Source organism: Streptomyces sp. NPDC046379, assembly GCF_055587785.1.
Window position 1 is genome coordinate 356784 of record NZ_JBVJFP010000002.1, and the last position, 24584, is coordinate 381367.

The 24584-nt window shown below is 72.7% G+C and carries 19 protein-coding genes; 7 read left to right on the forward strand and 12 right to left on the reverse strand.

Features of this window, described 5'->3' with window-relative positions; translation table 11 throughout:
* Positions 1 to 13 precede the first annotated feature (13 nt).
* Positions 14 to 658: a ThuA domain-containing protein gene (locus ACZ6KF_RS05510; RefSeq protein ID WP_469158249.1), complete on the reverse strand. Its 645-nt coding sequence runs from the start codon at positions 656 to 658 to the stop codon at positions 14 to 16.
* Positions 659 to 751: 93 nt separating this feature from the next.
* The gene (locus ACZ6KF_RS05515; protein WP_469158248.1) at positions 752 to 1375 is read right to left on the reverse strand and encodes a hypothetical protein; all 624 of its coding nucleotides are present in this window, start codon (positions 1373 to 1375) and stop codon (positions 752 to 754) included.
* 61 nt (positions 1376 to 1436) lie between these two features.
* Here ACZ6KF_RS05515 and ACZ6KF_RS05520 point away from each other — a divergent pair, with 61 nt between their 5' ends.
* On the forward strand, positions 1437 to 2069 hold the full coding sequence (locus tag ACZ6KF_RS05520) for a VOC family protein (protein ID WP_469237394.1): 633 nt from the start codon (positions 1437 to 1439) through the stop codon (positions 2067 to 2069).
* A 45-nt stretch (positions 2070 to 2114) separates the two neighbouring features.
* Here ACZ6KF_RS05520 and ACZ6KF_RS05525 read toward each other — a convergent pair whose 3' ends face one another.
* Complete coding sequence (locus tag ACZ6KF_RS05525; protein WP_469237396.1) at positions 2115 to 3191, reverse strand: NADH:flavin oxidoreductase/NADH oxidase; 1077 nt, start codon at positions 3189 to 3191, stop codon at positions 2115 to 2117.
* Between the two features lie 162 nt (positions 3192 to 3353).
* Positions 3354 to 4304: a TIGR01777 family oxidoreductase gene (locus tag ACZ6KF_RS05530; protein ID WP_469175381.1), complete on the reverse strand. Its 951-nt coding sequence runs from the start codon at positions 4302 to 4304 to the stop codon at positions 3354 to 3356.
* A gap of 649 nt (positions 4305 to 4953) precedes the next feature.
* Here ACZ6KF_RS05530 and ACZ6KF_RS05535 point away from each other — a divergent pair.
* From ACZ6KF_RS05535 to ACZ6KF_RS05545, 3 genes are all read left to right on the forward strand, one after another.
* On the forward strand, positions 4954 to 6363 hold the full coding sequence (locus ACZ6KF_RS05535) for an RICIN domain-containing protein (RefSeq protein ID WP_469237398.1): 1410 nt from the start codon (positions 4954 to 4956) through the stop codon (positions 6361 to 6363).
* 130 nt (positions 6364 to 6493) lie between these two features.
* Positions 6494 to 7564, forward strand: coding sequence for a rhamnogalacturonan acetylesterase (locus tag ACZ6KF_RS05540; protein ID WP_356632659.1), 1071 nt, complete (start codon positions 6494 to 6496; stop codon positions 7562 to 7564).
* A gap of 495 nt (positions 7565 to 8059) precedes the next feature.
* Entirely contained in the window at positions 8060 to 9769 is a 1710-nt protein-coding gene (locus ACZ6KF_RS05545; protein WP_469237400.1) for a DUF2264 domain-containing protein, read from the forward strand.
* On the opposite strand, the gene ACZ6KF_RS05550 is transcribed toward ACZ6KF_RS05545, so the two are convergent.
* Both ACZ6KF_RS05550 and ACZ6KF_RS05555 read right to left on the reverse strand, forming a co-directional pair.
* Positions 9756 to 10676: an RNA polymerase sigma-70 factor gene (locus ACZ6KF_RS05550; protein WP_356632663.1), complete on the reverse strand. Its 921-nt coding sequence runs from the start codon at positions 10674 to 10676 to the stop codon at positions 9756 to 9758. The genes ACZ6KF_RS05545 and ACZ6KF_RS05550 overlap by 14 nt on opposite strands.
* A 65-nt stretch (positions 10677 to 10741) precedes the next feature.
* Positions 10742 to 11917: an NAD(P)/FAD-dependent oxidoreductase gene (locus tag ACZ6KF_RS05555; protein ID WP_356632665.1), complete on the reverse strand. Its 1176-nt coding sequence runs from the start codon at positions 11915 to 11917 to the stop codon at positions 10742 to 10744.
* Positions 11918 to 12373: 456 nt separating this feature from the next.
* Between ACZ6KF_RS05555 and ACZ6KF_RS05560 the strand changes: the two genes are divergently transcribed.
* The 3 genes from ACZ6KF_RS05560 (at position 12374) to ACZ6KF_RS05570 (ending at position 14987) form a co-directional block, all read left to right on the forward strand.
* Positions 12374 to 12559, forward strand: coding sequence for a hypothetical protein (locus tag ACZ6KF_RS05560; protein WP_469237402.1), 186 nt, complete (start codon positions 12374 to 12376; stop codon positions 12557 to 12559).
* A 179-nt stretch (positions 12560 to 12738) separates the two neighbouring features.
* Positions 12739 to 14478, forward strand: a complete 1740-nt coding sequence (locus ACZ6KF_RS05565) for a PHP domain-containing protein (RefSeq protein WP_469237404.1) — start codon at positions 12739 to 12741, stop codon at positions 14476 to 14478.
* A complete protein-coding gene (locus ACZ6KF_RS05570) occupies positions 14475 to 14987 on the forward strand; it encodes a hypothetical protein (RefSeq protein WP_469237406.1) in 513 nt (170 codons plus the stop codon). Before ACZ6KF_RS05565 ends, ACZ6KF_RS05570 begins: the two co-directional genes overlap by 4 nt.
* 580 nt (positions 14988 to 15567) lie before the next feature.
* Here ACZ6KF_RS05570 and ACZ6KF_RS05575 read toward each other — a convergent pair.
* The 6 genes from ACZ6KF_RS05575 to ACZ6KF_RS05600 form a co-directional block, all read right to left on the reverse strand.
* The gene (locus ACZ6KF_RS05575; protein ID WP_469237408.1) at positions 15568 to 18459 is read right to left on the reverse strand and encodes a glycoside hydrolase family 2 TIM barrel-domain containing protein; all 2892 of its coding nucleotides are present in this window, start codon (positions 18457 to 18459) and stop codon (positions 15568 to 15570) included.
* Between the two features lie 12 nt (positions 18460 to 18471).
* Positions 18472 to 19419 carry an ABC transporter permease subunit gene (locus ACZ6KF_RS05580; RefSeq protein WP_469237410.1) on the reverse strand — a complete coding sequence of 316 codons (948 nt, stop codon included), beginning with the start codon at positions 19417 to 19419 and terminating at the stop codon, positions 18472 to 18474.
* Positions 19416 to 20405 carry a carbohydrate ABC transporter permease gene (locus tag ACZ6KF_RS05585; protein ID WP_356632675.1) on the reverse strand — a complete coding sequence of 330 codons (990 nt, stop codon included), beginning with the start codon at positions 20403 to 20405 and terminating at the stop codon, positions 19416 to 19418. The genes ACZ6KF_RS05580 and ACZ6KF_RS05585 overlap by 4 nt, the downstream gene beginning before the upstream one ends.
* 17 nt (positions 20406 to 20422) lie before the next feature.
* Positions 20423 to 21634 carry an ABC transporter substrate-binding protein gene (locus ACZ6KF_RS05590; RefSeq protein ID WP_469158384.1) on the reverse strand — a complete coding sequence of 404 codons (1212 nt, stop codon included), beginning with the start codon at positions 21632 to 21634 and terminating at the stop codon, positions 20423 to 20425.
* 281 nt (positions 21635 to 21915) lie between these two features.
* Complete coding sequence (locus ACZ6KF_RS05595; protein ID WP_469237412.1) at positions 21916 to 23136, reverse strand: ROK family transcriptional regulator; 1221 nt, start codon at positions 23134 to 23136, stop codon at positions 21916 to 21918.
* A gap of 165 nt (positions 23137 to 23301) precedes the next feature.
* Positions 23302 to 24561, reverse strand: a complete 1260-nt coding sequence (locus ACZ6KF_RS05600; RefSeq protein WP_356632679.1) for an FAD-binding protein — start codon at positions 24559 to 24561, stop codon at positions 23302 to 23304.
* Positions 24562 to 24584 lie beyond the last annotated feature (23 nt).

The window sequence follows — 24584 nt, forward strand, 5'->3', positions numbered from 1 at the left end:
CCGCCGCCGCACGTCAGGCGCCCGTCGCCCAGGTGATGCCGCCCAGCAGGTGGGCCCGGAAGGCGGGGTCGGCGTAGGCCGCGGGGGCGTGGCCGAGGGCGGTGTAGAAGACGCGGCCGGCGCCCTGTTCGCGGCACCAGACCAGGGGGTGGTCCTCGCCCATGCCGCCGCCCTCGTACGAGGACTCGTCGGCGGACGCCAGGACGTGCACGCTGCCACGCGGGCTGGCGTCGAAGTCGTACCACTCGTCGGTGAACTCCCAGACGGGCGGCAGATGGCGGGTCGCCGGGTGGTCGCGGTCCTCGATCACGGCCCGGCCCGGCTGGTACGCGGGGTGACGGGTGAAGCGGGCGCCGAGCAGGTCGCGGTAGTACGGCCAGCCGTACTCGGTGTCGGCCGCCGCGTGCACGCCGGCGAAGCCGCCGCCGGACTCGACGTAGGCCGCGAGCCGCTGCCGGCCGGCGTCGGTCAGGACGTCGCCGCTGGTGGAGAGGAAGACCACGGCCGCGTAGCCGTCGAGCGGGCCCTCCAGGGCGGTCGGGTCCTCGCTGTGCTCGACGTGGAACGCGCCGAGCCCGCGCAGGGCGGCCACGCCGTCGGGGATGGAGTCGTGGCGGTAGCCGGTGGTACGGGTGAAGACGAGAAGTCGGGGTGCCATGGCTCCCGACCTTAGATCCTCCGGCCCCGGCCTCAGCCGCCGGCCGCCCGGCCCCTCCGCTCGGCTGCCGATGCCCCGGCCCCGGTCCCTGCCTCAGCCGCCGACGCCCGGCTCGTTGTCCGGGGCGCCGTCGCCCACCGTGGGGAGGTCGCCGCGTTCGACCGGGCTGCCGTCGAAGTCGGGGGCGTCGGAGAAGAGTTCGTCGAGTTCGGCGGGGGAGGGGCGGCGGGCGCCGAGGGCGGCCTCGCGCAGGACGTCGCGGGGGACGTCGGGGCCGCCGGTGACGTGGACGACGTGTCCGTCCTTCGGCACGGCGTACTCGCGCCGGTCGCCCGTGGCGCGGTACCAGGCGTCGCCGTCGCGCGTGCACCGGGTCGTGCCGGACGTGCCGGCCACGGGCTGTTCGGCGCAGTCGGAGTCCGTCAAGGCGCCTCGGTCGACGCGCAGGTGGAGTTGTCCGCCGGTGCCCTGAGAGACGTAGTGGGCCGAGAAGCCGTCGTCGCCGGAGACGCCCACGGACTGTTCGGCGACGTCGAAGCCGTCCGCCTCGATCACGTAGACGTGCTCGGGCGCGATGCCCATCGGGTCGGCGCGGGCGGCGATCTCGGCGGGGCCGGCCGGGTCCGCCGTCTCGCTGCCGCAGCCGGCGAGCAGCAGGGGCGCGGCGAGCAGCAGCAGCGGCGGCGGCAGCAGGCGGCGCAGGGAAAGACGCGTCATGCGGCCATCCTGTCGCACAGCTGTTCCACAGTGGGCGGCGCAGTGCGTAGCCTCGGCGGGGATGGACACGATTCCCGCACATCTCGACCACCTCGTCCTCGCGACCCCCGACCTGGCGGCCACGGTCGCCGACTTCACCCGCCGTACGGGAGTGCGGCCGGCCCTCGGGGGCGCGCACGTCGGGCTGGGCACGCGCAACCATCTGGTCGGGCTGGGCGGGGCGGCCTACCTGGAGATCATCGGCCCGGACCCGGAGCAGACCGACCCGGAGGGTCCGCGCCCGTTCGGCGTGGGCCTGCTGCCCGCGCCGCGCACCGTGACCTGGGCGATCAGCCCGCCCGACCTCGACGCGGCGGTGGCGGCGGCGCGGGCGCGGGGCTACGACCCCGGGGACGCGGAGCCGATGAGCCGGCGCACCCCGGACGGCGCCCTGCTGCGGTGGCGGCTGACGAACGGCGGCGCGGCGCACCCCTCGGGCCTGGTGCCGTTCCTCATCGACTGGGGTTCCTCGCCCCACCCCACCGACTCCGGCCTGCCGGTCACGCCGCTGCTGTCGGTGTCCGCGACCGCCCCCGACCCCGACGGCATCCGTCCGCTGCTGGCCGCCCTGGACACCGAACTCGCCCTGGCGCGCGGCCCGGTGGGCATGAGCTTCACGGTGGACACGCCACGGGGGCCGGTGACGTTCGACTGAGGCGGAGGGGCGGGGCGTCGCCGGTGAGGGGCCGGTGCGCCCGGCTCAGGGGCGCCAGCCGTACTGCGGGGGAATCCGCACCTCGGCGCCGAGTTCGCGGGCGGCACACCGGGCCCACGTGGGCTCGCGCAGCAGCTGACGGCCGATCAGGATCGCGTCCGCGTCGCCGGCGGCGAGGATCTTCTCCGCGTGCCCGGGGTCGGTGATGTCGCCGACGGCCGCCACCGGCATGTCCGTCTCGCGCCGGATGCGGGCGGCGAACGGCACCTGGTAGCCGGGGCCGACGGGGATGGCGACGCCGGCCGCGTTGCCGCCGGTGGAGACGTCCATCAGGTCCACGCCGTGCTCGGTGAGGACGCGGGCGAGGGCGACGGACTCGTCGGGGGTCCAGCCGTTCCCGTCCAGCCACTCGGTCGCCGACAGCCGGAAGAACAGCGGGAGTTCGTCCGGCCAGACCTCGCGTACGGCGTCCACGATCTCCACGGCGAGGCGGATGCGGTTGTCGAAGCCGCCGCCGTAGGCGTCGGTGCGGCGGTTGCTGTGCGGGGAGAGGAAGTTGCCGATCAGGTAGCCGTGGGCGCCGTGGATCTCGATCACCTGGAAGCCGGCGGCGAGGGCGAGGCGTGCGGAGGCGCGCCACTGGGCGACGATGCCGCGGATCTCCTCGACGGTCAGCTCGTGCGGGACCTTCAGCCCCGGGTACGGCTCCGGGCTCGGGCCGACGGGCTGCCAGCCGTGCTCCTCCGGGCCGACCGGGAGGTCGCCCTTCCACGGCTGGCTGGTCGACGCCTTGCGCCCGGCGTGGCCGAGCTGGATGCCCGGGACGGTGCCCTGGCTCTTGAGGAAGTCGGTGATCCGGCGCAGGCCGCCCGCCTGGGTCTCGTTCCACAGGCCGAGGTCGTGGGGGGAGATCCGGCCCTCCGGGGACACCCCGGTCGCCTCCACGATGATCAGCCCGGTGCCGCCCGCCGCCCGGGCGCCGTAGTGCTGGAAGTGCCAGTCCGTGGCCACGCCCCGGGCGAGCCCGTCGGGGGCGGCCGAGTACTGGCACATCGGGGGCATCCACACGCGGTTCGGGAAGGTCACCGACCGCAGGGTGTACGGCTGGAAAAGGGCACTCACGCTCACAGGTCACTCCGATGGTGCGTCGACACACGTCCGGTACGCGGACGTCGGACAAGCCAGGTAGTAGCGTATCGAAGATAACCGCTTACGCAATAGACAGCGTGTGCAAATACTGCAGACGCTTGGTTCTGTCCCGGCCTGTCGGCTGTGCCGTCGCCGCTATGGGCGCGATCGGCCCCGGCGGCGGCGCGCCAGGTCGACGGCGGCCTCCGGCCAGTGCGGGTGGGCGAAGTCGAAGCCGGCGTCGAGCAGTCGGCCGGGGACCACCCGTCGGCTCTTGAGCAGGAGTTCCGTGTCCGAGCGGAGCGCGAAGGCGCCCAGCTCGGCCATCCAGCGCGTCGCGGGCAGACCCGCGGGCATGCTCCATGCCCTGCGCAGGTCACGCATGAAGACGCGTTGCGGAACCGGATGGGGGGCCGCCAGGTTCACCGGGCCGGCGAGGTCGTCCCGGCTGATCAGAAACTCGACCGCGCGAACGAAGTCGTGGTCGTGAATCCATGACACGTACTGCGCACCGCCTGCGACGGGCCCGCCCAGGCCGACTCGGGCCAGCCACGACATGACGTCGAAGACGCCGCCCCGGTCGGGGCTCATCACCATTGCGGTGCGCAGGGCCACCTTGCGGGTGTGCGGAGTGGCGGCCTGTTCCTGCTCCTGCTCCCAAGCCTTGGCGATGTCGACGCTGTAGGACCAGTAGCCCGGTACGCCGGGTTCCGTTCCGCCTATCAGGCCGGTGGTCTCGTCGTTGGGGGCGTCGAAGCGATGGGCGTAAAGGGTGGCGGTGCTCATCTGGAGCCAGACCCGCGGAGGGCGCGCGGCGGCACCGATCACCTCGCCCACGATCCGGGTGGACAGCACCCGCGAGTCCATCATGGCTTGGAGATTGGCGCGGGTGTAGCGACAGCTCACACTGCGGCCGGCCAGGTTGATCACGACGTCGCTGCCCTCGACTGCGTCGACCCAGGGCCCCGGGGTCCTGCCGTCCCAGTACACCTCGTCCGGCGCTCCCGGCCGTCTGGTCAGCACCACGACCTCGTGCCCGGCCGCGCTCAGCGCGCGGTTCAGCACCGTGCCCACTTGCCCGGTGCCCCCGGGGATCACGATCTTCATCAGCACTGCCCTCCTTGTGCGGCCAACCTATCCCAGATTTGAACATGTTCAAATCTGGCTGCAGCAGCAGGGGCAGGTCGGTTCGGATGGCCGCCCTTCCCGGGGCGCGGGGCTCTGCCGGGGAGGGCGGCGTCAGAAGGGGGCCGGCGCCACGCACGGTACGCCGGGCCCGCGGTGCTGACCCTCTCTGCAGGGCTTCCGTCGGCCGGTGTCCCGTGTCACCCGCTTCGGTGGCAGGGGCGCCGGCCTGTCGCGCGCCTGGGGTGCGCGTGACCTGCCGCACCCTGCGGCAATGGGCGGCGTGTGCGAATGGCCGGCGACGCCTCGCTTCCTTCCGAACCGTTGACCTCCTCGTTCCACGCCCATACCTTTTCGGCGTTCGGGATGGCAGGTCCTGTCCGAAATTTCGAATCATCCTCCTGTGCCGCATCGCACCGCATCGCACCGCGCCTGCCGCAGGCGGCACGCGACGCGGCACAGGCGTCCTCGCGCACCACGCCCCGTCCGCACCAGCGGACCGACGGCGCACCGCTGCACGACCCTGCACGCCCTGCACGACCCCAACCGCCACCCCGTGGCCCCCGCCCGGCCGGACATCACGCCCGCGGCCCGGCGTCCCGGTGACCGACACGGGAGAAGGGAACGCTCGATGACCCGTGCCCGCGCAGTACTGTTCGCCCTCGCCCTCTGCCTGACCGGAGTGCTGGCCACGGCCGGCCCCGCGAGTGCCGCGCCCCAGACCGTGCCCAACGGCGTCCAGTTCACGACGACTTCGGGAAGCCCGGTGCACGCCCACGGTGGCGGCGTCCTCAAGGTCGGCGCGTACTACTACTGGTTCGGCGAGCACCGCAACGCCGACAACACCTTCCGCTCGGTCGACGCCTACCGCTCGACGGACCTGAGGAACTGGGAGTTCCGCAACCGCGTCCTGACCCAGTCCAGCCACTCCGAGCTGGCGGTCGCCAACATCGAGCGGCCGAAGGTCATGTACAACGCGTCCACCGGCAAGTTCGTGATGTGGATGCACAAGGAGAACGGCTCCGACTACGGCGAGGCGCGCGCCGCGGTCGCCGTCTCCGACACGGTCGACGGCGCCTACGCCTGGCGGGGCAGCTTCCGCCCGCTCGGCCACATGTCGCGGGACATCACGGTCTTCACCGACGCCGACGGCGCCGGATACATGGTCTCCGCCGCCCGCGAGAACTACGACCTGCACATCTACCGGCTCACCGCCGACTACACCGGCGTCGCGAGCCTGGTCGCCAACCCGTGGCCGGGCGGACACCGCGAGGCGCCCGCGTTGTTCAAGCGGGGCGGCGTCTACTTCATGCTGACGTCGGGTGCGACCGGCTGGAGCCCCAACCAGCAGCGCTACGCCACCGCCACCAGCCTCGGAGGGCCGTGGAGCGCCATGACGAACGTCGGCGACTCCACGGCCTACGGCTCCCAGACGACGTATGTCCTACCCGTGCAGGGGAGTTCAGGAACGTCCTACCTTTACCTGGGCGACCGCTGGGGCAACTCCTTCGGCGGGACCGTCAACGACTCCCGCTACGTGTGGCTGCCGTTGACCTTCCCGACGTCCACCAGCATGTCGATGTCCTGGACTCCCGAGGTGACGATCGACACCGCCGCCGGGACCGTGACCGGGGTCTCGGCGACGTACAGCACGCTGATCGCACGGCACTCCGGCAAGTGCGCCGACGTGACGAGCCAGTCGCTGTGGGCGGGCGCGCAGATCAAGCAGTACGCCTGCAACGGCGGCGCCAACCAGAGGTTCTGGTTCAAGCCCCTCGTCGGCGGCTACCACCAACTGGTCGCGCGGGGCAGTTCGCTGTGCGTGCGGGAGAACGCCGGCACCGTCACGCAGGAGAACTGCGACGCCTCCGCCGCCGACCAGCAGTGGCAGCTCACGACTTCGGGGTCGTACGTCACCGTGCGCTCCCGCGCCACCGGCGAATGCCTCGACGTGAACGGCGGATCCACCGCGGACTCCGCCGCGGTCATCACCCACGCCTGCAACGGAGGAACCAACCAGCAGTGGGCACGGGGGAGTTGATCGCGCGATCTGTGGGATCCGCGGGAGTCGATCCGCGGAGACTGATCCGGCCCGCAGTCTAGAAAGCGCTTGCCCCCGCGCGGTACGGTCCACCGCGCCAGGTCATGCCGTCGGGCCCGAGGAGCCGTGAATGACGTCCCGCACCAGACGCACCCACCGTCGCAGCGCTGTCGCCGTGCTGGTGGCGGCCACGCTGGGCAGCGCCCTGTCCGCCGTGCCCGCCCACGCCCGGCAGGAGCGCGTGACCCCGCTCGGCATCGAGAACTGCACGGCCACGGCCTGCGACTTCGACGTCCCGCCCGGCGTCTACGAGGTGCGCGTGCTGCTCGGCGGTGACGCCCCGTCCAGCACGGCCGTGCACGGCGAGGCGCGGCGCGCCCTGCTCCCCGAGACCGCCGTCCCGGCCGGGGAGCGGGTCGCCCGCAGCTTCACCGTGGACGTCCGCGTGCCCGAGGGCGAGCCGACCCAGGCGGACGGCGCCCCGGGACTCGACCTGGTCCTCGGCGGAGACGCCCCCGCGCTCGCCGCCATCAGCGTCACCCCCGCCCGGCACGCCCGGCAGATCCTCCTCGTCGGCGACTCCACCGTCTGCGACCAGGCCGTCGCCCCCTACGCCGGCTGGGGCCAGGAACTGCCGCAGTTCCTGCGCAAGGGCCTGTCCGTCGCCAACCACGCCGACTCCGGTGAGAGCACCGTCAGCTACCTCCAGGACCCGAGGCTCTGGGCGACCGTCGAACCCCGCATCCACCCCGGCGACCTGGTCCTCGTCCAACTCGCCCACAACGACAAGACCACCGACGGGCCCACCTACCGGGCCAACCTCGAAACGCTGGTCGACAGGATCAGCGCCCGCGGGGGCGAGCCCGTCCTCGTCACCCCCGTCGTGCGACGCTGGTTCAACGCCGACGGCACCCTGGACAACGGCACCGCGCTCCTGGTCAACGGCCTCGGCGTCGACCACCCGGCCGTCGTCCGCTCGGTCGCCGCCGAGCGGGGCGTCCCGTTGATCGACCTGACCGCGAAGACCAAGGCCCTGGTCGAGTCGCTCGGCCCGGAGGCGTCCAAGGCGCTGTATCTCCACAACGAGAAGCGTGACAACACCCACACGTCCGTCCACGGCGCGACCGTGTACGCCGGCCTGGTCCGCGACGAACTCGTCGTCCAGGGTCTGGTGCCGGAGGGCAAGGTCAGGGTGGGATGAGAACGCCTGGGGCGCCCCGACCGGAACCGGGGCGTCCCAGGTTCGCTTCGCTCGGCGTTCCGGCCGTCGCCCCGTTGAGCGAGCCCACGTTGCCGGCCTGAATCACCGGGCCGTGCTGCACGCCCCCGTTGATCGCACTGCGGACATCGGCCACTTGCCGATTCCCCCCGATCGGTCGCCAACTGCTTGCGCGACCCCCGAAGTTCGGCGGCGGCGGCCGGCTGGGCCGGCAAGGTACGCCGCACCGAGCACGCCACTGCGCCCCGACGTCCGAGGCGGTCCGCTCGTCGCCGGACTCCATCGCCGCCGCCACTTCTCCGCGACCGCATCGTCTCCTACCAGTCCACAATCTCCTGTGGGAGCGGCGTGCCGATATGGGCCGGCCGGTGGCGCGGTGCTTACGGGGGCGCGGTGGGTGGGATGAGTACGGCTGGGGCGTGCCGGGCGGAGGAGGGGCGCTCCGGGTCCGATTCGTTCGGCAGGAGCGAGGAAACGATGCAGTTGCCCGCGGACGACCGTGCGCACAGTCCGTACACCGGTTACACCCGCGCCCACTGGGAGGCGGCGGCCGACGCGCTGCTCGCCGCCGTGGAGCCCTACGCCACCGAGGACTTCGCCCTTTATCACCTTCCCGGCGACCGGGTCAGCTGGTCGGGGCGGCTCTCCGACGGGCTGGAGGGGTACGCCCGCACGCTGCTCCCGGCGGCCTTCCGGCGGGACGGGAAGGTTCTGGAGCGCTACGCCGCCGGGCTGGCCGCCGGTACGGCGGGTGTCTGGCCCCGTGTCACCGATCGCGGGCAGCCGATGGTGGAGGCCGCGTCCATCGCCCTGGCCCTGCGACTGACCCGGGATCTGCTCTGGGACCGACTGGACGACTCCGTGCGGCAACGTGCGGCGGACTGGCTCGCCGACACGCTGACCGCCGAACCCTGGCCCTGCAACTGGGAGTTGTTCCCCGTCACGGTCGGCGGCTTTCTCGCCGAGGTCGGTTGCGCGACGCGGGCCTCCCGGGCGGCGGTGGAGCGCGGTCTCGCCCGCATCGAGGAGTGGTACGTCGGCGACGGCTGGTACTCCGACGGGGCGAACCGCGCCTTCGACTACTACAACGGCTGGGCGATGCACCTGTATCCGGTGCTCCACGCCTGGCTGGCGAAGGACGCCCGGCTGCTCGACTTCTACGGCGCCCGGCTGTCGGCCCATCTCGCCGACTACGCGCGGCTGTTCGGCGGCGACGGCGGCCCGGTGCGCCAGGGCCGCTCCCTCACCTACCGCTTCGCCACGACCGCCCCGCTGTGGCTGGGCGCGCTCACCGGCCACACCCCCCTCGCACCGGGCGAGACCCGGCGGCTGGCGTCCGGCGCGCTGCGCCACTTCTTGGAGCGGGGCGCGGTGGACGAGCGCGGCCTGCTCACCCTCGGCTGGCACGGCCCCGACGCCTCGGTGCTCCAGGGCTACTCGGGCCCGGCGTCGCCCTACTGGGCCGGCAAGGGTTTCCTGGGCCTGCTGCTGCCGCCCGACCACGCGGTGTGGACGGCCACGGAGGAACCCGCCCCGGTCGAGCGCGCCGACGCGGTGACGCCCGTCGGACCGCCCAACTGGCTGCTGCAGTCCACCCGTTCCGACGGCCTGGTCCGCCTGCACAACCACGGCAGCGAAGACGTCCGCTACGACCCGTTCTACACACGCCTCGCCTACTCGACGGCGACGTGGCCCTCGTCGTCGTACGACAACAGCGTGATCGTCGGCGGCGACGCGAGCCGGACCGGGATCGTGCCGCTGGGCGTGGGGGAGGGGTGGGCCGCCTCCCGGCACACCGTGGGCGACGGCGGCGTGCGGGTGACGAACCTCGTCGTCGCCGAGGGCGCGGTCGAGGTGCGGGCGCACCTGGTCGACGGGGCCGCCGCCGGGACGCGGGTGCGGGTCACCGGGTGGGAGGCGCCGGTGCGGGAAGGCGGGCCGCGGGCGGAGGTCGCGCCCGTGGCCGGGTTGGACACCCGGCTGACCGGGACCGTCGGTGAGGCGCCGGGGCTGTTCGTCGTCCTGGCCCGGCTCACGGCGCAGGAGGACCCCGCCCCCCTCGGTGACCTGGTCTCGGTCGACGTGGAGGACGGGGTGCGGCTGGTGGTGCGGTGGAGCGGCGGCGGGCTTCGCCGGTTCCGGTTCGCGCCGTCGCGGGACGGGCTCTGGACCGTCAGCGCAGAGTGAGCGGCGTCTCCGACTCCACGTGGGACAGCTTGGCCGGGTCGCGGACGAAGTACAGGCCGCTGATCAGGGAGTCCTCCACACGGAGGGCGAGGACGCCGTCGATCTCGTCGTCGATCAGCATCAGCAGCGCCGGATTGCCGTTGACCATGGTCGGCACGATGCGGAGCCGGTCCGCGGCCTTGCCCGTCACGCCCATGACGTAACGGCTCACCTTCTCCGCTCCCGCCACCGGGTGCAGCGCCGCGAGCTTGACCCCGCCGCCGTCGCCGACGAGCACGACGTGCGGGGCGAGCACGTCGAGCACCCCTTGCAGGTCGCCCGTCTCCAACGCGCGCCGGAACGAGTCCAGCGCCGCCCGGGTCTGGGCCGGGGAGGCCGGCCGGCGCGGACGGCGGGCGTCGACGTGCCGGCGGGCCCGGTGGGCGATCTGCCGGACGGCCGCCGGAGTCTTGTCCACGGCCGCCGCGATCTCGTCGTAGTCCAGGCCGAACGCCTCGCGCAGGACGAACACGGCCCGCTCCGTCGGCGACAGCGTCTCCAGCACGAGCATCAGCGCCATCGACACGTTCTCCGTCAGCTCCGCGTCCTGCGCCACGTCCGGCGCCGTCAGCATCGGCTCGGGCAGCCACGAGCCGACGTACGCCTCCCGGCGGCGGCGCACCGTGCGCAGCCGGTTGAGCGCCTGCCGGGTCGTGATCCGGACCAGATACGCCCGCCGGTCCCGCACCTGCTCCAGGTCGACCTCGACCCAGCGCAGCCAGGTCTCCTGAAGGACGTCCTCGGCGTCGGCCGCCGAGCCGAGCATCTCGTAGGCCACGGTGAACAGCAGATTGCGGTGGGCGACGAAGGCATCGGTCGCCGGGTCGGTGGTGCGGTCGTCGCTGTCGCTCACGTCTCGACTCCTCATCTCACGCCGCCGGTCCGGACGCCGGTGTCCCGCCGGGCGTCCGGACCGGCCGCCAACGCCGGGGGCTAGGCCGTCCGTTCGGAGCCGGCCGTCGCCAGCTGCCGCCGTTTCTCGTTCTTGGCCCAGGTGTGCGAACCGGGCTTGCGCGCCTCTTCCACCATCTGCTTGACGGTCACCTTGCACACGAACTCCTTGAGCCGCGCCCCCGTCCAGCCGTCCAGGTAGAACCCCTTCGGGGTGTCGTCCTTGTGGGCGAACTGGAAGATGCCGGCCTTGCGGCCCAGGCTCAGGCACTGACCGGTGAAGCCGACGGTGATGGTGGCCGGCTCCTCGCCGGCGAGGCGGCTGAGCACCGTGTCGGCGGCCTGCGCGCCCAGCGGACCCGCGGCCTGGCAGCTCATCCGCAGCGGCCGGTCCGACGGCGCCGCGCAGTCCCCGGCCGCGAGGACGCGCTCGTCGTCCACGCTCGTCAGCGTCTCGTCCGTGCGCAGCCGGCCCACCGAGTCGGTGCTCAGCCCGCTGCGGGCGGCCAGGTCCGGCACGCTGAACCCGGCGGCCCAGATCGTCACCGCGCTCGCCACCTCACGCCCGTCGGCGAGCCGTACGGCCTCCCGCGACACCGCCGTCACCCTGGCGTCGGTGCCCTCGAGGACGGTCACCCCGAGGTCGGCCAGCCGGCCCGCCACCGCACTGCGGGCCTTCGGGTGCAGATAGGGGCCGAGCACCCCGCCGCAGACCAGCGTCACGGCACGGCCCTGCTCCGCCAGCTCGGCGGCGATCTCGATACCGCTCGGGCCCGCCCCCACGACCGTCACCGGGGCCGTCGGCGCCGCGGCGTCCAGCACCGGCCGCAGCCGGTCGGCCTCTTCCAGGGACGTCAGCGGACGGGCGAACTCGGCCGCCCCGGGCACCCGGTCCACCGAACTGCCGCTTCCGGCCGCGTAGATGAGATAGTCGTAGCGAAGCGTGCCGCCGCTCGCCAGCGTGACGGTGCGCCCCGCCCTGTCGATCCCGGTGACGGTGTCGACCACCAGCCGGACGTCCTCGCTCAGGACCTCCCGGTAGTCCACCGTCGCGTCGTGGGACCCGCCCACCCGCTGGTGCAGACGGATCCGCTCCACGAAGGCGGGGCGCGGGTTGACGAGCGTCACGGTCACGTCGTCGCGCTGCATCAGCCGGTTGGCGGCCGTCACGCCGGCGTATCCACCACCGATCACGACGACTTCGGTGTTCTCAGTCATGGTGCCTCCTGTTTTTCCAGGGGTTCGACCTCAAGACACCGGCTGTAGGCGGCTCGTGACAGGATGTGACGCAGCTCACTTTCCGCCGCTGCGGCTGCTCTCGAACCGTGTCGGTTCACTCATGACGCTCCTCGCGTGCGCTTCAGCAGGCTCCGGGACTCGTCCGGGCGGAGAGCCTGTGAGCGCAGTTTCGCATGGCGCGGTGGAGCGCACTGCTCGTCTTCTCCGGCTCCGCCCAGGACCTCCTCCGCCTTGTCCGCGAGCCGGCGGGGAGGGCCTTGTGGACGGCGCCGAATGCCTTGAGGCCGTCGGTCATGGCAGGTACGGCTACGGGAACGACGTCAACGACGCCGTGACGCTCGTCGTCGGCGAGCCGGCCGGCAACGCCGTGCGGCACGGCAGGGTACGGGGGCGGACTTCCGCGTACGGCTGCGGGCAGCCGGGGACCTGTGGCGGGTGGAGGCGCCGGACGCCCGGGCCGAGCGGCCGGCGGCCGTGGCGGACTGCCCGCACGGCGAGGGCGGGCGCGGGCTGCTGCTGGCGGCGGCGGAGAAGTGGCGAGCCGAGACCCGGCCGGGCGCGGCGCACAAGGTCGTACGGGCGCAGCCGCGGCTCACCGCGCCGATCAGCTGTGTCAACTGAATGCTCCATACAAGGCGGGTTGGGAAAACTGTGGACGATGTGACGAGCGGCCGTGTCGGCGCCGCCTGACGCTCACCCCTGAGTCGTTCATTTTTCATCTTCTGCCTTGATCCTCCTCACGCGACGCAGCAGCGTCACGGAGAGCGGCCGCGGTCGGCAGCGGCATCAGGAGGCACACCATGGGTCACAGCCACGGTCCCGGTCACGGGCACCATCACCACCACGGTCACGGTCACAGCCACGACCACGACCACGACCACGAGCAGAAGGCGCTGCCCGCCGCCTTCGACACCTCGGTGCCGGACGAGGCCCTGACCCCCGAGCAGCAGTCCCGCCGCTCGCTGCTGCGCCGCGCCGGCCTGCTGGGAGCGGGCCTGGCCGCGGGCGGCGTGCTCGCGGGCGCCGCGCCCGCCGCTGCCGCCCCCGCCGCTGCCGCCCCCGCCGCGGGCGGCCGGCGCAGCAACGGCTTCCTGTGGCTGGCCGGCGACCACCACATCCACACCCAGTACAGCAGCGACGGCAAGTACCGGGTCGTGGACCAGGTCCGCCAGGGCGCGATGTACGGCATGGACTGGCTGGTCATCACCGACCACGGCAGCGCCACGCACGCCAGGATCGGCGTGGAGAAGGTCAACCCGGACATCCAGGAAGCGCGCGCCGCGTACGAGGACACGCTGGTCTTCCAGGGCCTGGAGTGGAACATCCCGGCCGCCGAGCACGGCACGGTGTTCGTGCACCCCGGCAAGAACGAGGTGTCGGTCCTCAAGCAGTTCGAGACGGACTACGACGGCAGCGTCAAGGGCGCCTCCGACTCGACGCCGGCCAACGAGGCCCTCGCCGTCGCCGGTCTGGCGTTCCTCGGCGAGCAGGTGCGCCGCCGGAAGGTCAAGGACGCGCTGATGCTCGCCAACCACCCGGCGCGCCGCGGCGTCGACTCCCCGCACGAGATCCGTGCCTGGCGCGACGCGACGCCCGCGAGCCACCAGATCGCCGTCGGCTTCGAGGGCGCGCCGGGCCACCAGGCCGCCGGCCTGCCCGCGCCGCTGGGCCCCGGCCGGGCGCGCGGCATCTACGACAACAACCCGAGCGCCAACTCCTTCGCCGGCTACCCGCCGGAGAGCTACCGCACCTGGGGCGGCTTCGACTGGATGACCGCCACGGTCGGCGGCCTGTGGGACAGCCTCCTCGCCGAGGGCAAGGCGTGGTGGATCACCGCCAACTCCGACTCCCACCAGGTCTACGCCGACACCGCGGTGCGCGGCCCCGGCGGCGACTTCAACGCCAACGGCCGGTACGAGGACCCGGTCTACGGCGGCAAGATCGACATCACGCAGGGCGACTACTGGCCCGGCTACTACAGCCGTACCCACGTCGGCGCCGACGGCTTCTCCTACGCCGCCGTCATGGACGGCATCCGCGCCGGCCGCATCTGGGTGGACCACGGCCAGCTGATCAGCGGCCTCGACGTGCGGGTCTCGGGGGGCAGCCGCTGGGCCACCCTCGGCGGCGCGCTGCACGTCAAGAAGGGCACGCACGTCAAGCTGACGGCCGACGTGGCGCTGGCCGGCGGGCCGAACTTCGCCGGGTTCCTGCCGACGCTGGCCCGCGTCGACGTCATCCAGGGCGACGTCACCGGCCCGGTGTCCGACCCGGACACGTTCACCGCGCCGACGGCGAAGGTCGTCCAGTCGTACGAGGTCAACAAGGCGACCGGCACCGTCCGCCTCACCTTCGACCTCGGTCGCGTGGACCGCCCGGTGTACCTGCGGCTGCGCGGCACCGACGGCAACCGCAACGGCGTCGGCCCGAACGGGGCGGCCGTCGACCCCAACGGCCCGCTCCTCGACGTCGTCGGCGACGCCGACCCGTGGCGCGACCTGTGGTTCTACTCCAACCCGGTGTGGGTCCTGCCGTCGTGACCCGTTTCACCGTGACGGTCGACCCGGGGAACCTGAAGGACCTCGGGCCGGCCGACCACCTGCTGCGGACGCTGGCCGCGGAACTGGACCTGCCCGCCGACACGTTCGGCTGCACCCACCTGATCAGGGACGAACGCCCGCGGGTGGCGGTGTCGTTGTCGGCCGCCTCGGACGTGCTCGGGGCGGTGCGCGAGCAACTGGGGGACCGGGGCTACGAGGTGACGGACGGGGCTCCCGACGGGGCGGGCCGGGCGGTCCTGTTCCCGGGCGCGGACGAGCTGACCGGCACCCTGACGATCGCGGAGATCCTGTCCCGCTCCGCCATCGACGCGGTGCAGGTGCTGGGCTCCCCGGCCCCGCCGCCCCCGGAGACCCGCCTCGCCACCCAGGACCACGTCAGGCCGCAGTGGCAGGCGGGCGAGCTGGTCCTGAAGGCGATGCCCGCGGTGGGCGGCGTCCTGGTGCCTTTCGAGTTCCCCTCCCCGACACCGTGCTGCGCGGACCACTGAGCGTCGGTGCACCGCCTGCTCTCGACGGACCCGCTTTGAGGTGCAGCGAGCTGGCCAGGTGGTCGATCCACACGTTCCGGTCGGTGGGGATGTGAAGCGTCTGCTGGGGCAGGGCGGACGGTGCCGTGTGCTCGACAGAACGGCTTTCGGGCATGGCGAATCTCCTCGTGCTGTGGGGTTGGGTTCCCGGCGTGCGCCGCCTGGGGGTACGGCCGTCACGGACCGCATGCAATGGGGATCCCCCTCGTCACTGACAGCGACACGCGCCTTCGCCGGAAAGAGGGACATAAGTGGTATGAGCGTCAGGGTGGCGGCGTTGACGGGCGGTGTGCGCCCTGCCGGCGAGCGGCCAGAAGGCGCGCAGCGCCTCGTGCTCCGGGGCCCCTTCACGCCCCTGACCGGCCCGGCCCGCGAAAGGCTCGGGGCCGGCCGGTGGAGCGAGTTCGTGACGGGGCAGGCCGTGCTGCCGGAGGCGTGGGCACGGATCACGGCGCCCCGGTGAGGCCGGGGCGCCGTGCGCGGGTTGGCCGTGAGGCCGGGGCGCCCGCGGGGGCGGTCGCCCGCGATACCGGGTCGGGTGTCAGGCGTCCGCGGGCGAGAACACGAAGGCGAACTCCGTCGGCTCGGCGCGCAGTCGGTACCGGGGCAGCACGCCCGGCCCGCAGGACTGGGAGCCGATGCCCATCAGGCCGTGGTCGAGGTTGACCCACACCGTGTCGCCGGGGGCCAGGTCCGTGCGGTGGGTCGCCGCGTCCAGTTCCTCCGTGGTCCAGCGGCGGGCCGTGAGCCAGAACTCCGGGTCGCCCTGGACGCGCAGGCCGCCCAGCTCCGCCCACCGCACGTCGGGGCGGGCGCCGTTCTCCTGCGGGCGCACGTACGGGGTCTGCAGGGCGTCCACCGTGGACGTCCAACGGCCCAGCCGCGTCGCCGACTTGGTGTCCGGGTAGCCCTCGCCCGGACCCCCGCCGAACCACGTCACCGCGTCCGCCGCGTCGAGCCCGAAGCGCACGCCCAGCCGCGGCAGGGGCAGCCTCCACTCGCCCTCCGGGGTCACCGACACCGCCAGCCTCAGCCGTTCGCCGTCCGACGTCCAGCGGTACGTCGTCCGCAGCCCCGCCTCCGTCCCGGCCGGCGCCACCCGCGTCCGCACGGTCAGCGCGCCCTCGTCCGTCTCCACGGCGTCCAGCCGGTGCCGCATCCGGTGCAGGCCCAGTTTGCGCCAGAGCAGCCCGTAGCGTGCGTCCGGCTGCCAGGGGGCGCCGTCGTCGTTGTCGGTCGTCGCCCGCCACACGTCCAGGCGCAGCCCCGTGACGGGCACACCGGCGAGGGTGCGCGGGGCGCCGGTGCGGGCGTCGAAGGACGATCCCGGGCCCAGATGGATCAGGCCGCCGACGCGGGCCGGGCGGGCGGTCGCCGCCACGGTGACCGGTCGCCGGGCCGTCGCCGGACGCCGGTCCGTGGCCGGGAGCTGCGCCCACGCCACCTCGTGGCCCCGCTCCGCCCACGGCGCGTCCTGCGCCAGCACCGCCCGCACCAGCCACTGCCGCTCCCCGTCGCCCCCCGGCGACGGCGCCGGCGGCAGTTTCACCTCCGCCGACTCGCCGGGGCCCAGCAGCGGCACCGACAGCGGTCCCGAGTCCACCGTCTCGCCGTCCACCTGGAACGACCACTCGAACGACAGCGCCGACAGGTCGGCGAAGTCGTACGCGTTGCGCACCCGCACCGTGCCCGTCGCACCGTCGCCCTCCATGCGGACGGGCTCGATCACCTTCTTGTACTCGACCAGGCCGGGGGAGGGAGCACGGTCCGGGAACACCAGGCCGTCGCAGACGAAGTTGCCGTCGTGCAACTCCTCGCCGAAGTCGCCGCCGTACGCGAATTCCAGCTCCGGGTGGCGGACGCCGTGGTCGATCCACTCCCAGACGAAGCCGCCCTGGAGCCGGTCGTACGACTCGAACAGGCGCTGGTAGTCGGCCAGGCCGCCGGGGCCGTTGCCCATCGCGTGGGCGTACTCGCAGAGGATCAGGGGCAGTTCGCGGCGTCCCCGCGGTCCGCCGTCCAGTCCGCGGGCGATGCGCTCGACCTCCTCGTGGAAGGGGTACATCCGCGAGTACATGTCGGTGTCACGGCAGGTGGCGTCGCCCTCGTAGTGGATCGGGCGGGAGGAGTCGCGGGCCCGGATCCACTGGGCCATCGCCGTCAGGCCCCGGCCCGTCCCGGCCTCGTTGCCCAGCGACCAGATGATCACCGACGGATGGTTCTTGTCCCGCTCCACCATCCGCGCCGCGCGGTCCAGCAGCGCCGGCGTCCAGGCGTCGTCGTCGACCGGGTTGTCCCGCCAGCCCTGCTCGGTGAAGCCGTGGGTCTCCAGATCGCACTCGTCGATCACCCACAGGCCGTACTCGTCGCACAGATCCAGGAACGCCGGATGCGGGGGATAGTGCGACGTCCGCACGGCGTTGACGTTGTGCCGCTTCATCAGCAGCACGTCCGTCCGCATCGTCTCCAGGTCCAGGGCGCGCCCTCGCTCGGGGTGCCACTCGTGCCGGTTGACGCCCTTGAACAGCAGCGGCCTGCCGTTGACCTTGATCAGGCCGTCCTCCAGGGCGACCGTCCGGAAGCCGATCCGCAGCGGCACCCGCTCGCCGCCGGTGTCCAGTACGGCGTCGTACAGCCTCGGCGTCTCCGCCGTCCACGGCCGCACCGGGACCGTCACCGCCTCCCCGGTCGCCACGTCGACGCCCAGCTCGGGCACGGTGACCCGGCCGGCCGCCTCGGAGTCGACGCGCAGCGTGCCCTCGCCGGTCAGGTGGTCGTACGACGCGTGCACGAAGAAGTCGCCCGCGCAGTCCGCCGGGCGGTGCAGCAGGGTGACGTCCCGGAAGATGCCCGGCAGCCACCACTGGTCCTGGTCCTCCAGGTACGAGCCCGCCGACCACTGGTGGACCCGGACCGCGAGGACGTTCCCGGCCGGCCTCAGCAACCGCCCGACGGCGAACTCGTGCGGCAGCCGCGAGCCCGTGAACCCGCCCAGCTCCGTGCCGTTCAGCCAGACCCGCGCGCAGGACTCCACGCCGTCGAACCGCAGCACCGCGTCGCCGCCGGACGCCGGCCAGTCGGGCGGCAGGTCGAAGACGCGCAGGTGGTCGCCGGTGGGGTTCTCGGTCGGGACGCGCGGCGGGTCGACGGGGAAGGGGTAGAGGTGGTTGGTGTAGACGGGCCCGCCGAACGCCCCGTCGCCCTGGAGGACCCAGTGGCCGGGCACGGTCACCCGCGCCCAGTCCGCGGCGTCGTACCCCTCCTGGGCGAACGACTCGTCCTCGGCGTCGGCCGTCGGCGACAGCCGGAAGAGCCAGTCGCCGTTCAGGGACAGGGAGGCGGCGTCCGAGGACGCGTACCGGGCGCGGGGCGGCAGGACCCCGCGGCCCGGGGACACGTCCTCGACGTAGTGGCCCGTGGTGCGCAAAGACATCGGTCTCCTTGTTCAGCCCTTGATGCCGGTCTGTGCGACGCCCTGCACCAGCCAGCGCTGGAGGAACAGGAACACGAGGACCAGGGGCAGGATCGAGATGGCGGTGGCCATGAAGATCAGATGGAAGTTCACGGTCTGGTTGGTCATGTACGAGGACAGCGCCACCTGCACCGTCCAGAACTCCTCGTCCTGGCCGATGACCAGCGGCCACAGGAAGGCGTTCCAGCCGCTGATGAAGGTGATGGTGGCCATGGCGGCGAAGAAGTTCAGCGAGTTCGGCACGACGATGCGCCAGTACGCGCCCCAGTAGCCGAGTCCGTCCATCCGCGCCGCCTCCTCCAGTTCCTTGGGGAACCCCAGGAAGTACTGCCGGAAGAGGAAGCAGGTGAAACCGCTGAACAGCCCCGGTATGACCAGTCCGCGCAGGCTCGACACCCACCCGAGTGAGGACACCAGCACGAAACTGGGCACGAAGGTGACCGCCGTCGGCACCATCAGCGTCACCAGAACGGCGTAGAAGATCCTGTCGGCGTGCCGGTAGGGAATCCTCGCCAGCCCGTAGCCGGCCAGCGAGCAGACCAGCAGCGTGCCGGCCGTGTGCAGCACGCCGACGACCGCGCTGTTCCACAGCGAGCGGGCGAACGGGACCGTCGGGTCGTCGAACAGCTCGCCGATGTTGCCCCACTGGACGTCGGTGGGGAACAGCTTCCAGTTCTCCCCGGTGATCTCGGCGTCCGTGGACAGGGCGTTGCGGACGATCAGGTAGAAGGGGACGAGGAAGAGGAGGGCGGCGACGCAGGTGGCGGCGTAGAGGCCGGTGGAGGCGAGGACGCCGCCGCCGCGCCGGATCCGCCGCGGGGCGCCGGCGGAGGGCTTGGCGGTCGGTCCGGCGGTCGGTCCGGTGACGGGCCCGGGTGCTGGTCCGGCGATCGGTCCCGTGCTTGGTCCGGTGGCGGTCATCTGGTCTCCTCCGCGCGGCCGAAGCCCATGATCCGGCCCTGGAGCAGGGTGACCACGCAGATCAGCAGGGTCAGGATCATCGCGCCCGCGCTGCCGGCGCCGTAGTCCTGGTTCTCGCCCAGAGCCGTGTAGTACAGCTCGACCAGCGGCGGCCGGCCCCACGTCGTCTTGGCGAGCAGGTTGAAGAACTCGTCGAAGGCCTGGTACGCCGCGACGAGCAGCAGCAGGATCACGGCGGTGGACGTGGCCCGCAGCTGGGGCAGGGTGACGTACCAGAACGTCTGCCGGCCGGGCTTCGCCCCGTCGATCGCGGCGGCCTCGTACAGCTCCGGCGGGATGTTCTGCAGGGCGGCGAGGAACAGGATCATGTAGAAGCCTGCCTGGAGCCAGAGCCGTACGGTGACGATGACCAGCCAGTACCAGGGCGGGCTGGGGTCGGCCAGCCAGGCGATGTTCTCGACGCCGAACCAGCTCAGGACGGTGTTGGCGAGGCCGAAGCGGACGCCGCTGAAGATGGACATCTTCCAGATCAGCGAGGCGGCGACGAAGCTGACCGCGGTCGGCAGGAAGAACACCGAGCGGAAGAAGGCCCGCAGGAAGCGCAGCCGGTGCACCATCAGCGCCAGGCCGAGGGAGAGGGCCCAGGTGACCGGCACGACGATGGCCGCGAAGACGGTGAACGTGACGAGCGACTCGGTGAACCTGTCGTTCGTCAGCATGTGGCGGTAGTTGTCGAGGCCGGCGAAGTCGCTGGGGGTGACCGTGTAGCGGGCCTCGAAGAACGAGAGGTAGGCGCTCCAGCCGATCGGGACGTAGACGAAGATCACCAGGCCCAGGAGGAACGGACCGGTGAAGAGCCAGAAACTGAGGGTGCGGCCGCGGACGGCGGTGCCGGTGGGATAGGCGCGCCGGGTGGTCTCAGGGGTCCTGGGGGACTTGGGGGACTTGGCGTTCGCGGAGGTCTCCGCGGTCTCGGAGGTCGACATGGCGTCCGTCCGCCGGCCTATCCGAACAGCTTCTTCAGCTCGCGGTTCACCGTCGTGTCGGCCTTGTCCAGCGCCGCCTCCGGGTCACCGCCCTTGCGCACCGTGTCGGCGACCACGCCCTCCAGGGCGACGATCATCGCCTGGGTCCAGGCGGGGTTGTCGAAGTGGCCGAACTCGTTGAACAGCCGTACGCCCTCGGCGGCCAGGCCCGACTTCAGCTTCTCGGCGGACTCGGCGAGCGAGGTCCGCGGCGGGATGTGGAAGCCGTACGACAGCGCCCAGTCCTCCTGGTACTCCTTCTGGTCGATCCACAGCCACTTCACGTACTCCTTCGCCTCGTCGACGTGCTCGGACTTGGCGTTGACGAACATCGACCAGCCGCCGTTGGTCACGGACGGCCGGCCGCCCTGCGCCGCCGTCGGGAACGGGATGATGCCGACGTCGTCCCCGAGCGCCTTCTGGATCACCGGCATCGCCCACATGCCGCACCACTGGATCGCCGTCAGGCCCTGGGTGAGCGCCGACGGGTCCCACCAGTCGGCCGGCGCGTCCAGCAGCAGATGGCCGTCCGCGAACATCGACCGCAGCTTCCCGAGGCCCTCGGCCACGGCGTCCGTGTGGTACGCGATCCGGTTGCCCTCGTCGAGGGTGTCGGCGCCCGTCGACCAGATCAGCGGATTCATCACGGGGGTGACGGAGTTGCCGAGGAAGACGCCCTTGACCTTGTCGGTGGTGAGCTTCGCCGCCGCCTCGACCAACTCGTCCAGCGTCGCGGGCGGTTCGATGCCCGCCTCCTCCAGCATCGACCTGCGGTAGTAGAAGAACTGCGGGTCGTCGATCATGCGGACGCCCCAGATCTTGCCGTCGATGGTGTGCGAGGCGATGTCGGCCTGGTTGAAGTCGTCCTTCACCGGCTCGACCAGGTCGGTGAGGTCGGCGACCTGACCGCTTCTGACGAGCTGGATCTGCGGGTGGAACTCGAAGACGTCCGGCGCGTTGTCGGTGAGCAGCGCGGAGAACAGTTTGCTCTCGAAGTTCGCGCCGGTGATCCATTGGGTGCCGACGTTCGCCCGGTCGTAGGCCTTGGCGTACCGCTTGATGGCCTGCTCGGTGCCCGCCTCGCCGTACGCGTGGAAGTACTGCACGAGGTTCGTGCCCGGACCCGACCCGCCGCCGCGCCCGTTGTTGCCGCCGCACGCCGACAGCCCGCCGGCCGCGGCCAGTCCCATCGCGGCGCGGAGCACGGAGCGGCGGTTCCAGGCGGCGGGGTTCCCCGTCCCGCGATTCCCGGTCAGGGGGTTCCAAGGGCTGCTGTTCCAGGTGCTGTTGCGGTGTGCCGACATCTGACGTCCTTGTCTGTCGTACGGCTACGGCCCGAACTCGCAGTGCGGTGCGGGACGTTAACCTTCGACTAAGGCTTCGGCAAGGGGTCGGACGAAGTCTGTTGCAAGCGGACCGTCACGTACGGCGCACCGGACGTGACGAGCCCGTGCCCGGCGAGCGGCCGGTGCTACGCCCGAGCCGCGCGCCGTGCCGTCCGCCGGCCGCCCGACTGCAGGGCCCCCTCCAGGGCGAACGTCGCCGCGCCCAGCGACACGGGGTCGGTGGGGATGGGGGAGAGCACGATCTCGGTGGCCGCCAGCGGCCGGTGCAGCGCGCGCCGGGCGACGGCCTCGCGCACCTCGGCGAGCAGCGGCTCGCCCAGCGCGGCCGCCACCCAGCTGCTGAGCACGACCACCTCCGGGTTGAACAGGTTGACCAGGTCGGCGATCCCGGCGCCCAGGTAACGGGCGGTGCTCCTGACGACGTCGACGGCCACCGGATCGCCCGCGGCGACCGCGCGGGCCAGCGCGTCGATGGTGGCGGTCTGGTCCTCGGGGTGCAACAGGGCGCTCCCCGGGCTCAGTTCGCGCAGGTTGAGCATGATGCCGGGCGCGCCGACGTACGTCTCCACGCAGCCGTGGTTGCCGCAGTGGCACAGCCGCCCGTCCAGCACCAGGGTGGTGTGGCCCCACTCGCCGGCGCTGTTGCTGACGCCCCGGTGCACCCCTCCGCCGAGCACGAGTCCGGCGCCCACGCCGGTGCCGAGGTTGACCACGACGGCGTCCCCGCGCCCACGCGCCGCCCCGAACCACAACTCGGCGACGGCGCAGGCTCGCAGGGGGTTGTCGAGATACAGCGGGTAGGCGATGTGCTCGGCGAGCAGGTCGAGCAGGGGCACGTCGTGCCAGTCCCAGTTGGGCGCGTACGCGGAGACGCCGCTGTCGCGGTCCACCTGGCCCGGCGCGCTCACCCCGACGCCCAGCACCCGCGCGCCCTCCACCCCCGCCTGCGCCACCACCGAGCCGACGGCGGCGGCGACATGGCCGACCACCTGCTCGGGGCGGCTCTCTCCGGGGCGCATGTTCTCGTCGGCGCGGGCGAGGACGTTCAGCGCGAGGTCGAACAGCTCGACATGGACGTACGTCTCCGCGATGTCGACGCCGATCAGCGCGCCCCCCGGCGCGTTCACGGCGACGAGTCCGCGCGGCCGGCCGCCCGCCGAGTCCTCGAAGCCGACCTCGGTGATCATGCCCAGTTCGAGCAGCTCACCGACGAGCGTGGCCACCGTGGCGAGGCTCAGCCCGGTCGCCGCGGCCAGCTCCTGCCGGGAGGTGGGCGACGCGGCGATGATCTGGCGCAGCACCTCGTAGCGGTTCGCGGTGCGGATGTCGCGTGAGGTGCGCTTCACCGGGTCCCCATCCCTTCGGTCCGGCCGGTACGGGAGCGGGGTCCGGCACCGGCGCGGCGCAAGGCTATGGTCTGCGGCGGCTTTCGACAAGGGCTTAGGAAAGGGGGTGGAGAAAGGGGGGGCGGGTGCTGGGGGCGGGTGTACGGGGTCGGCGTCCCGGCCGTCTCAGTCGTCCAGGACCGCCCGCACGAAGTCGTTGGCGAACGTGCCGCGCGGGTCCAGTTCGCGGGCCAGCGCCCGGAAGTCGGCCCAGCGCGGATACCGCTCCCGCAGCACAGCCCCCGGCACGGTGAACACCTTGCCCCAGTGCGGGCGCGCGTCGAACGCGTCCAGCGCCGCCTCCACCCGGCGCACCGCGGGCAGAACCGCCGCGGTGTCCGCGATCCAGGTGAAGTGGACGGCCACGCTGTCCCGGCCGTGACTCGGGCTCAGCCACTGGGCGTCGCCCGCGATGGTGCGCACCTCGCAGGTCTGCAGCACGGGCGCCACCTGCGCGCGGATCGCGTCGAGCGCGTGCAGCGCGTCCAGGGCGTGCTCGCGGGGCATCAGGTACTCGGACTGCAGCTCCTCGCCGCTGCTCGGGGTGAACTCCGCCCGGAAGTGCGGCAGCCGCTCGTGCCAGGGACCCGGCAGGCCGGACTGCTCCGTGCAGTTGACGGCGGGCATGCCCGGCACCGGGTGCTGCGGCGTCGTCGCGGGCGCCGCCCAGGGGAAGCCGGTCTCCGGCTGGTCGGTGCGGCGTTTGACCCACACCTGCCGGAAGCCCGGCTCACGCCAGTCGGTGAACAGGCTGACGCTGTACGCCGCCGCCATCACCGTCTCGAAGTCGAGGCCCTCCAGGGGGAGTTCGGTGTAGACGCGCTGCTCGACGTCGAAGGCGGGCAGCAGGTCGAGGGTGAGCGCGGTGACGACGCCGAGCGCGCCCAGGGAGGTGACCGCGCCGCCGAACCGCCCGTCGCCGCGGGCGATCGTCACGGTCGTGCCGTCGGCGGTCACCAGCTCGACCTCGCGCACGGCGTCGGACAGCGGGCCGTTGCCGACGCCCGAGCCGTGCGTGCCGGTGGCCACCGAGCCGGCGACCGAGATGTGCGGGAGGGAGGCCATGTTGGGCAGCGCGAACCCGTGCGCGTGGACCCGGCGGGCCAGCTCGGCGTACCGCACCCCGGCGGACACCCGGACCGTACGGGCCCGCGCGTCGACGTCGACGACGGGCGGCAGGGCGTCGAGCGCGACCAGCACGCCGCCGGGGCCGGGCTCGGCTATCTCGTTGAACGAGTGCCCGCTGCCCAGGACCCGCACCCGGTCGCTCCCCGCGACGAGCGCCCGCAGCGCGTCGGCCGTGCGCGGACGGTGCAGCTCCTTGGCGGTGTACGTGATGTTGCCCGCCCAGTTGCGCACGGGGCCGGCCTCGGCGGTCTCGGTCATGCGGTCGCCCTTTCGGAAGGAAA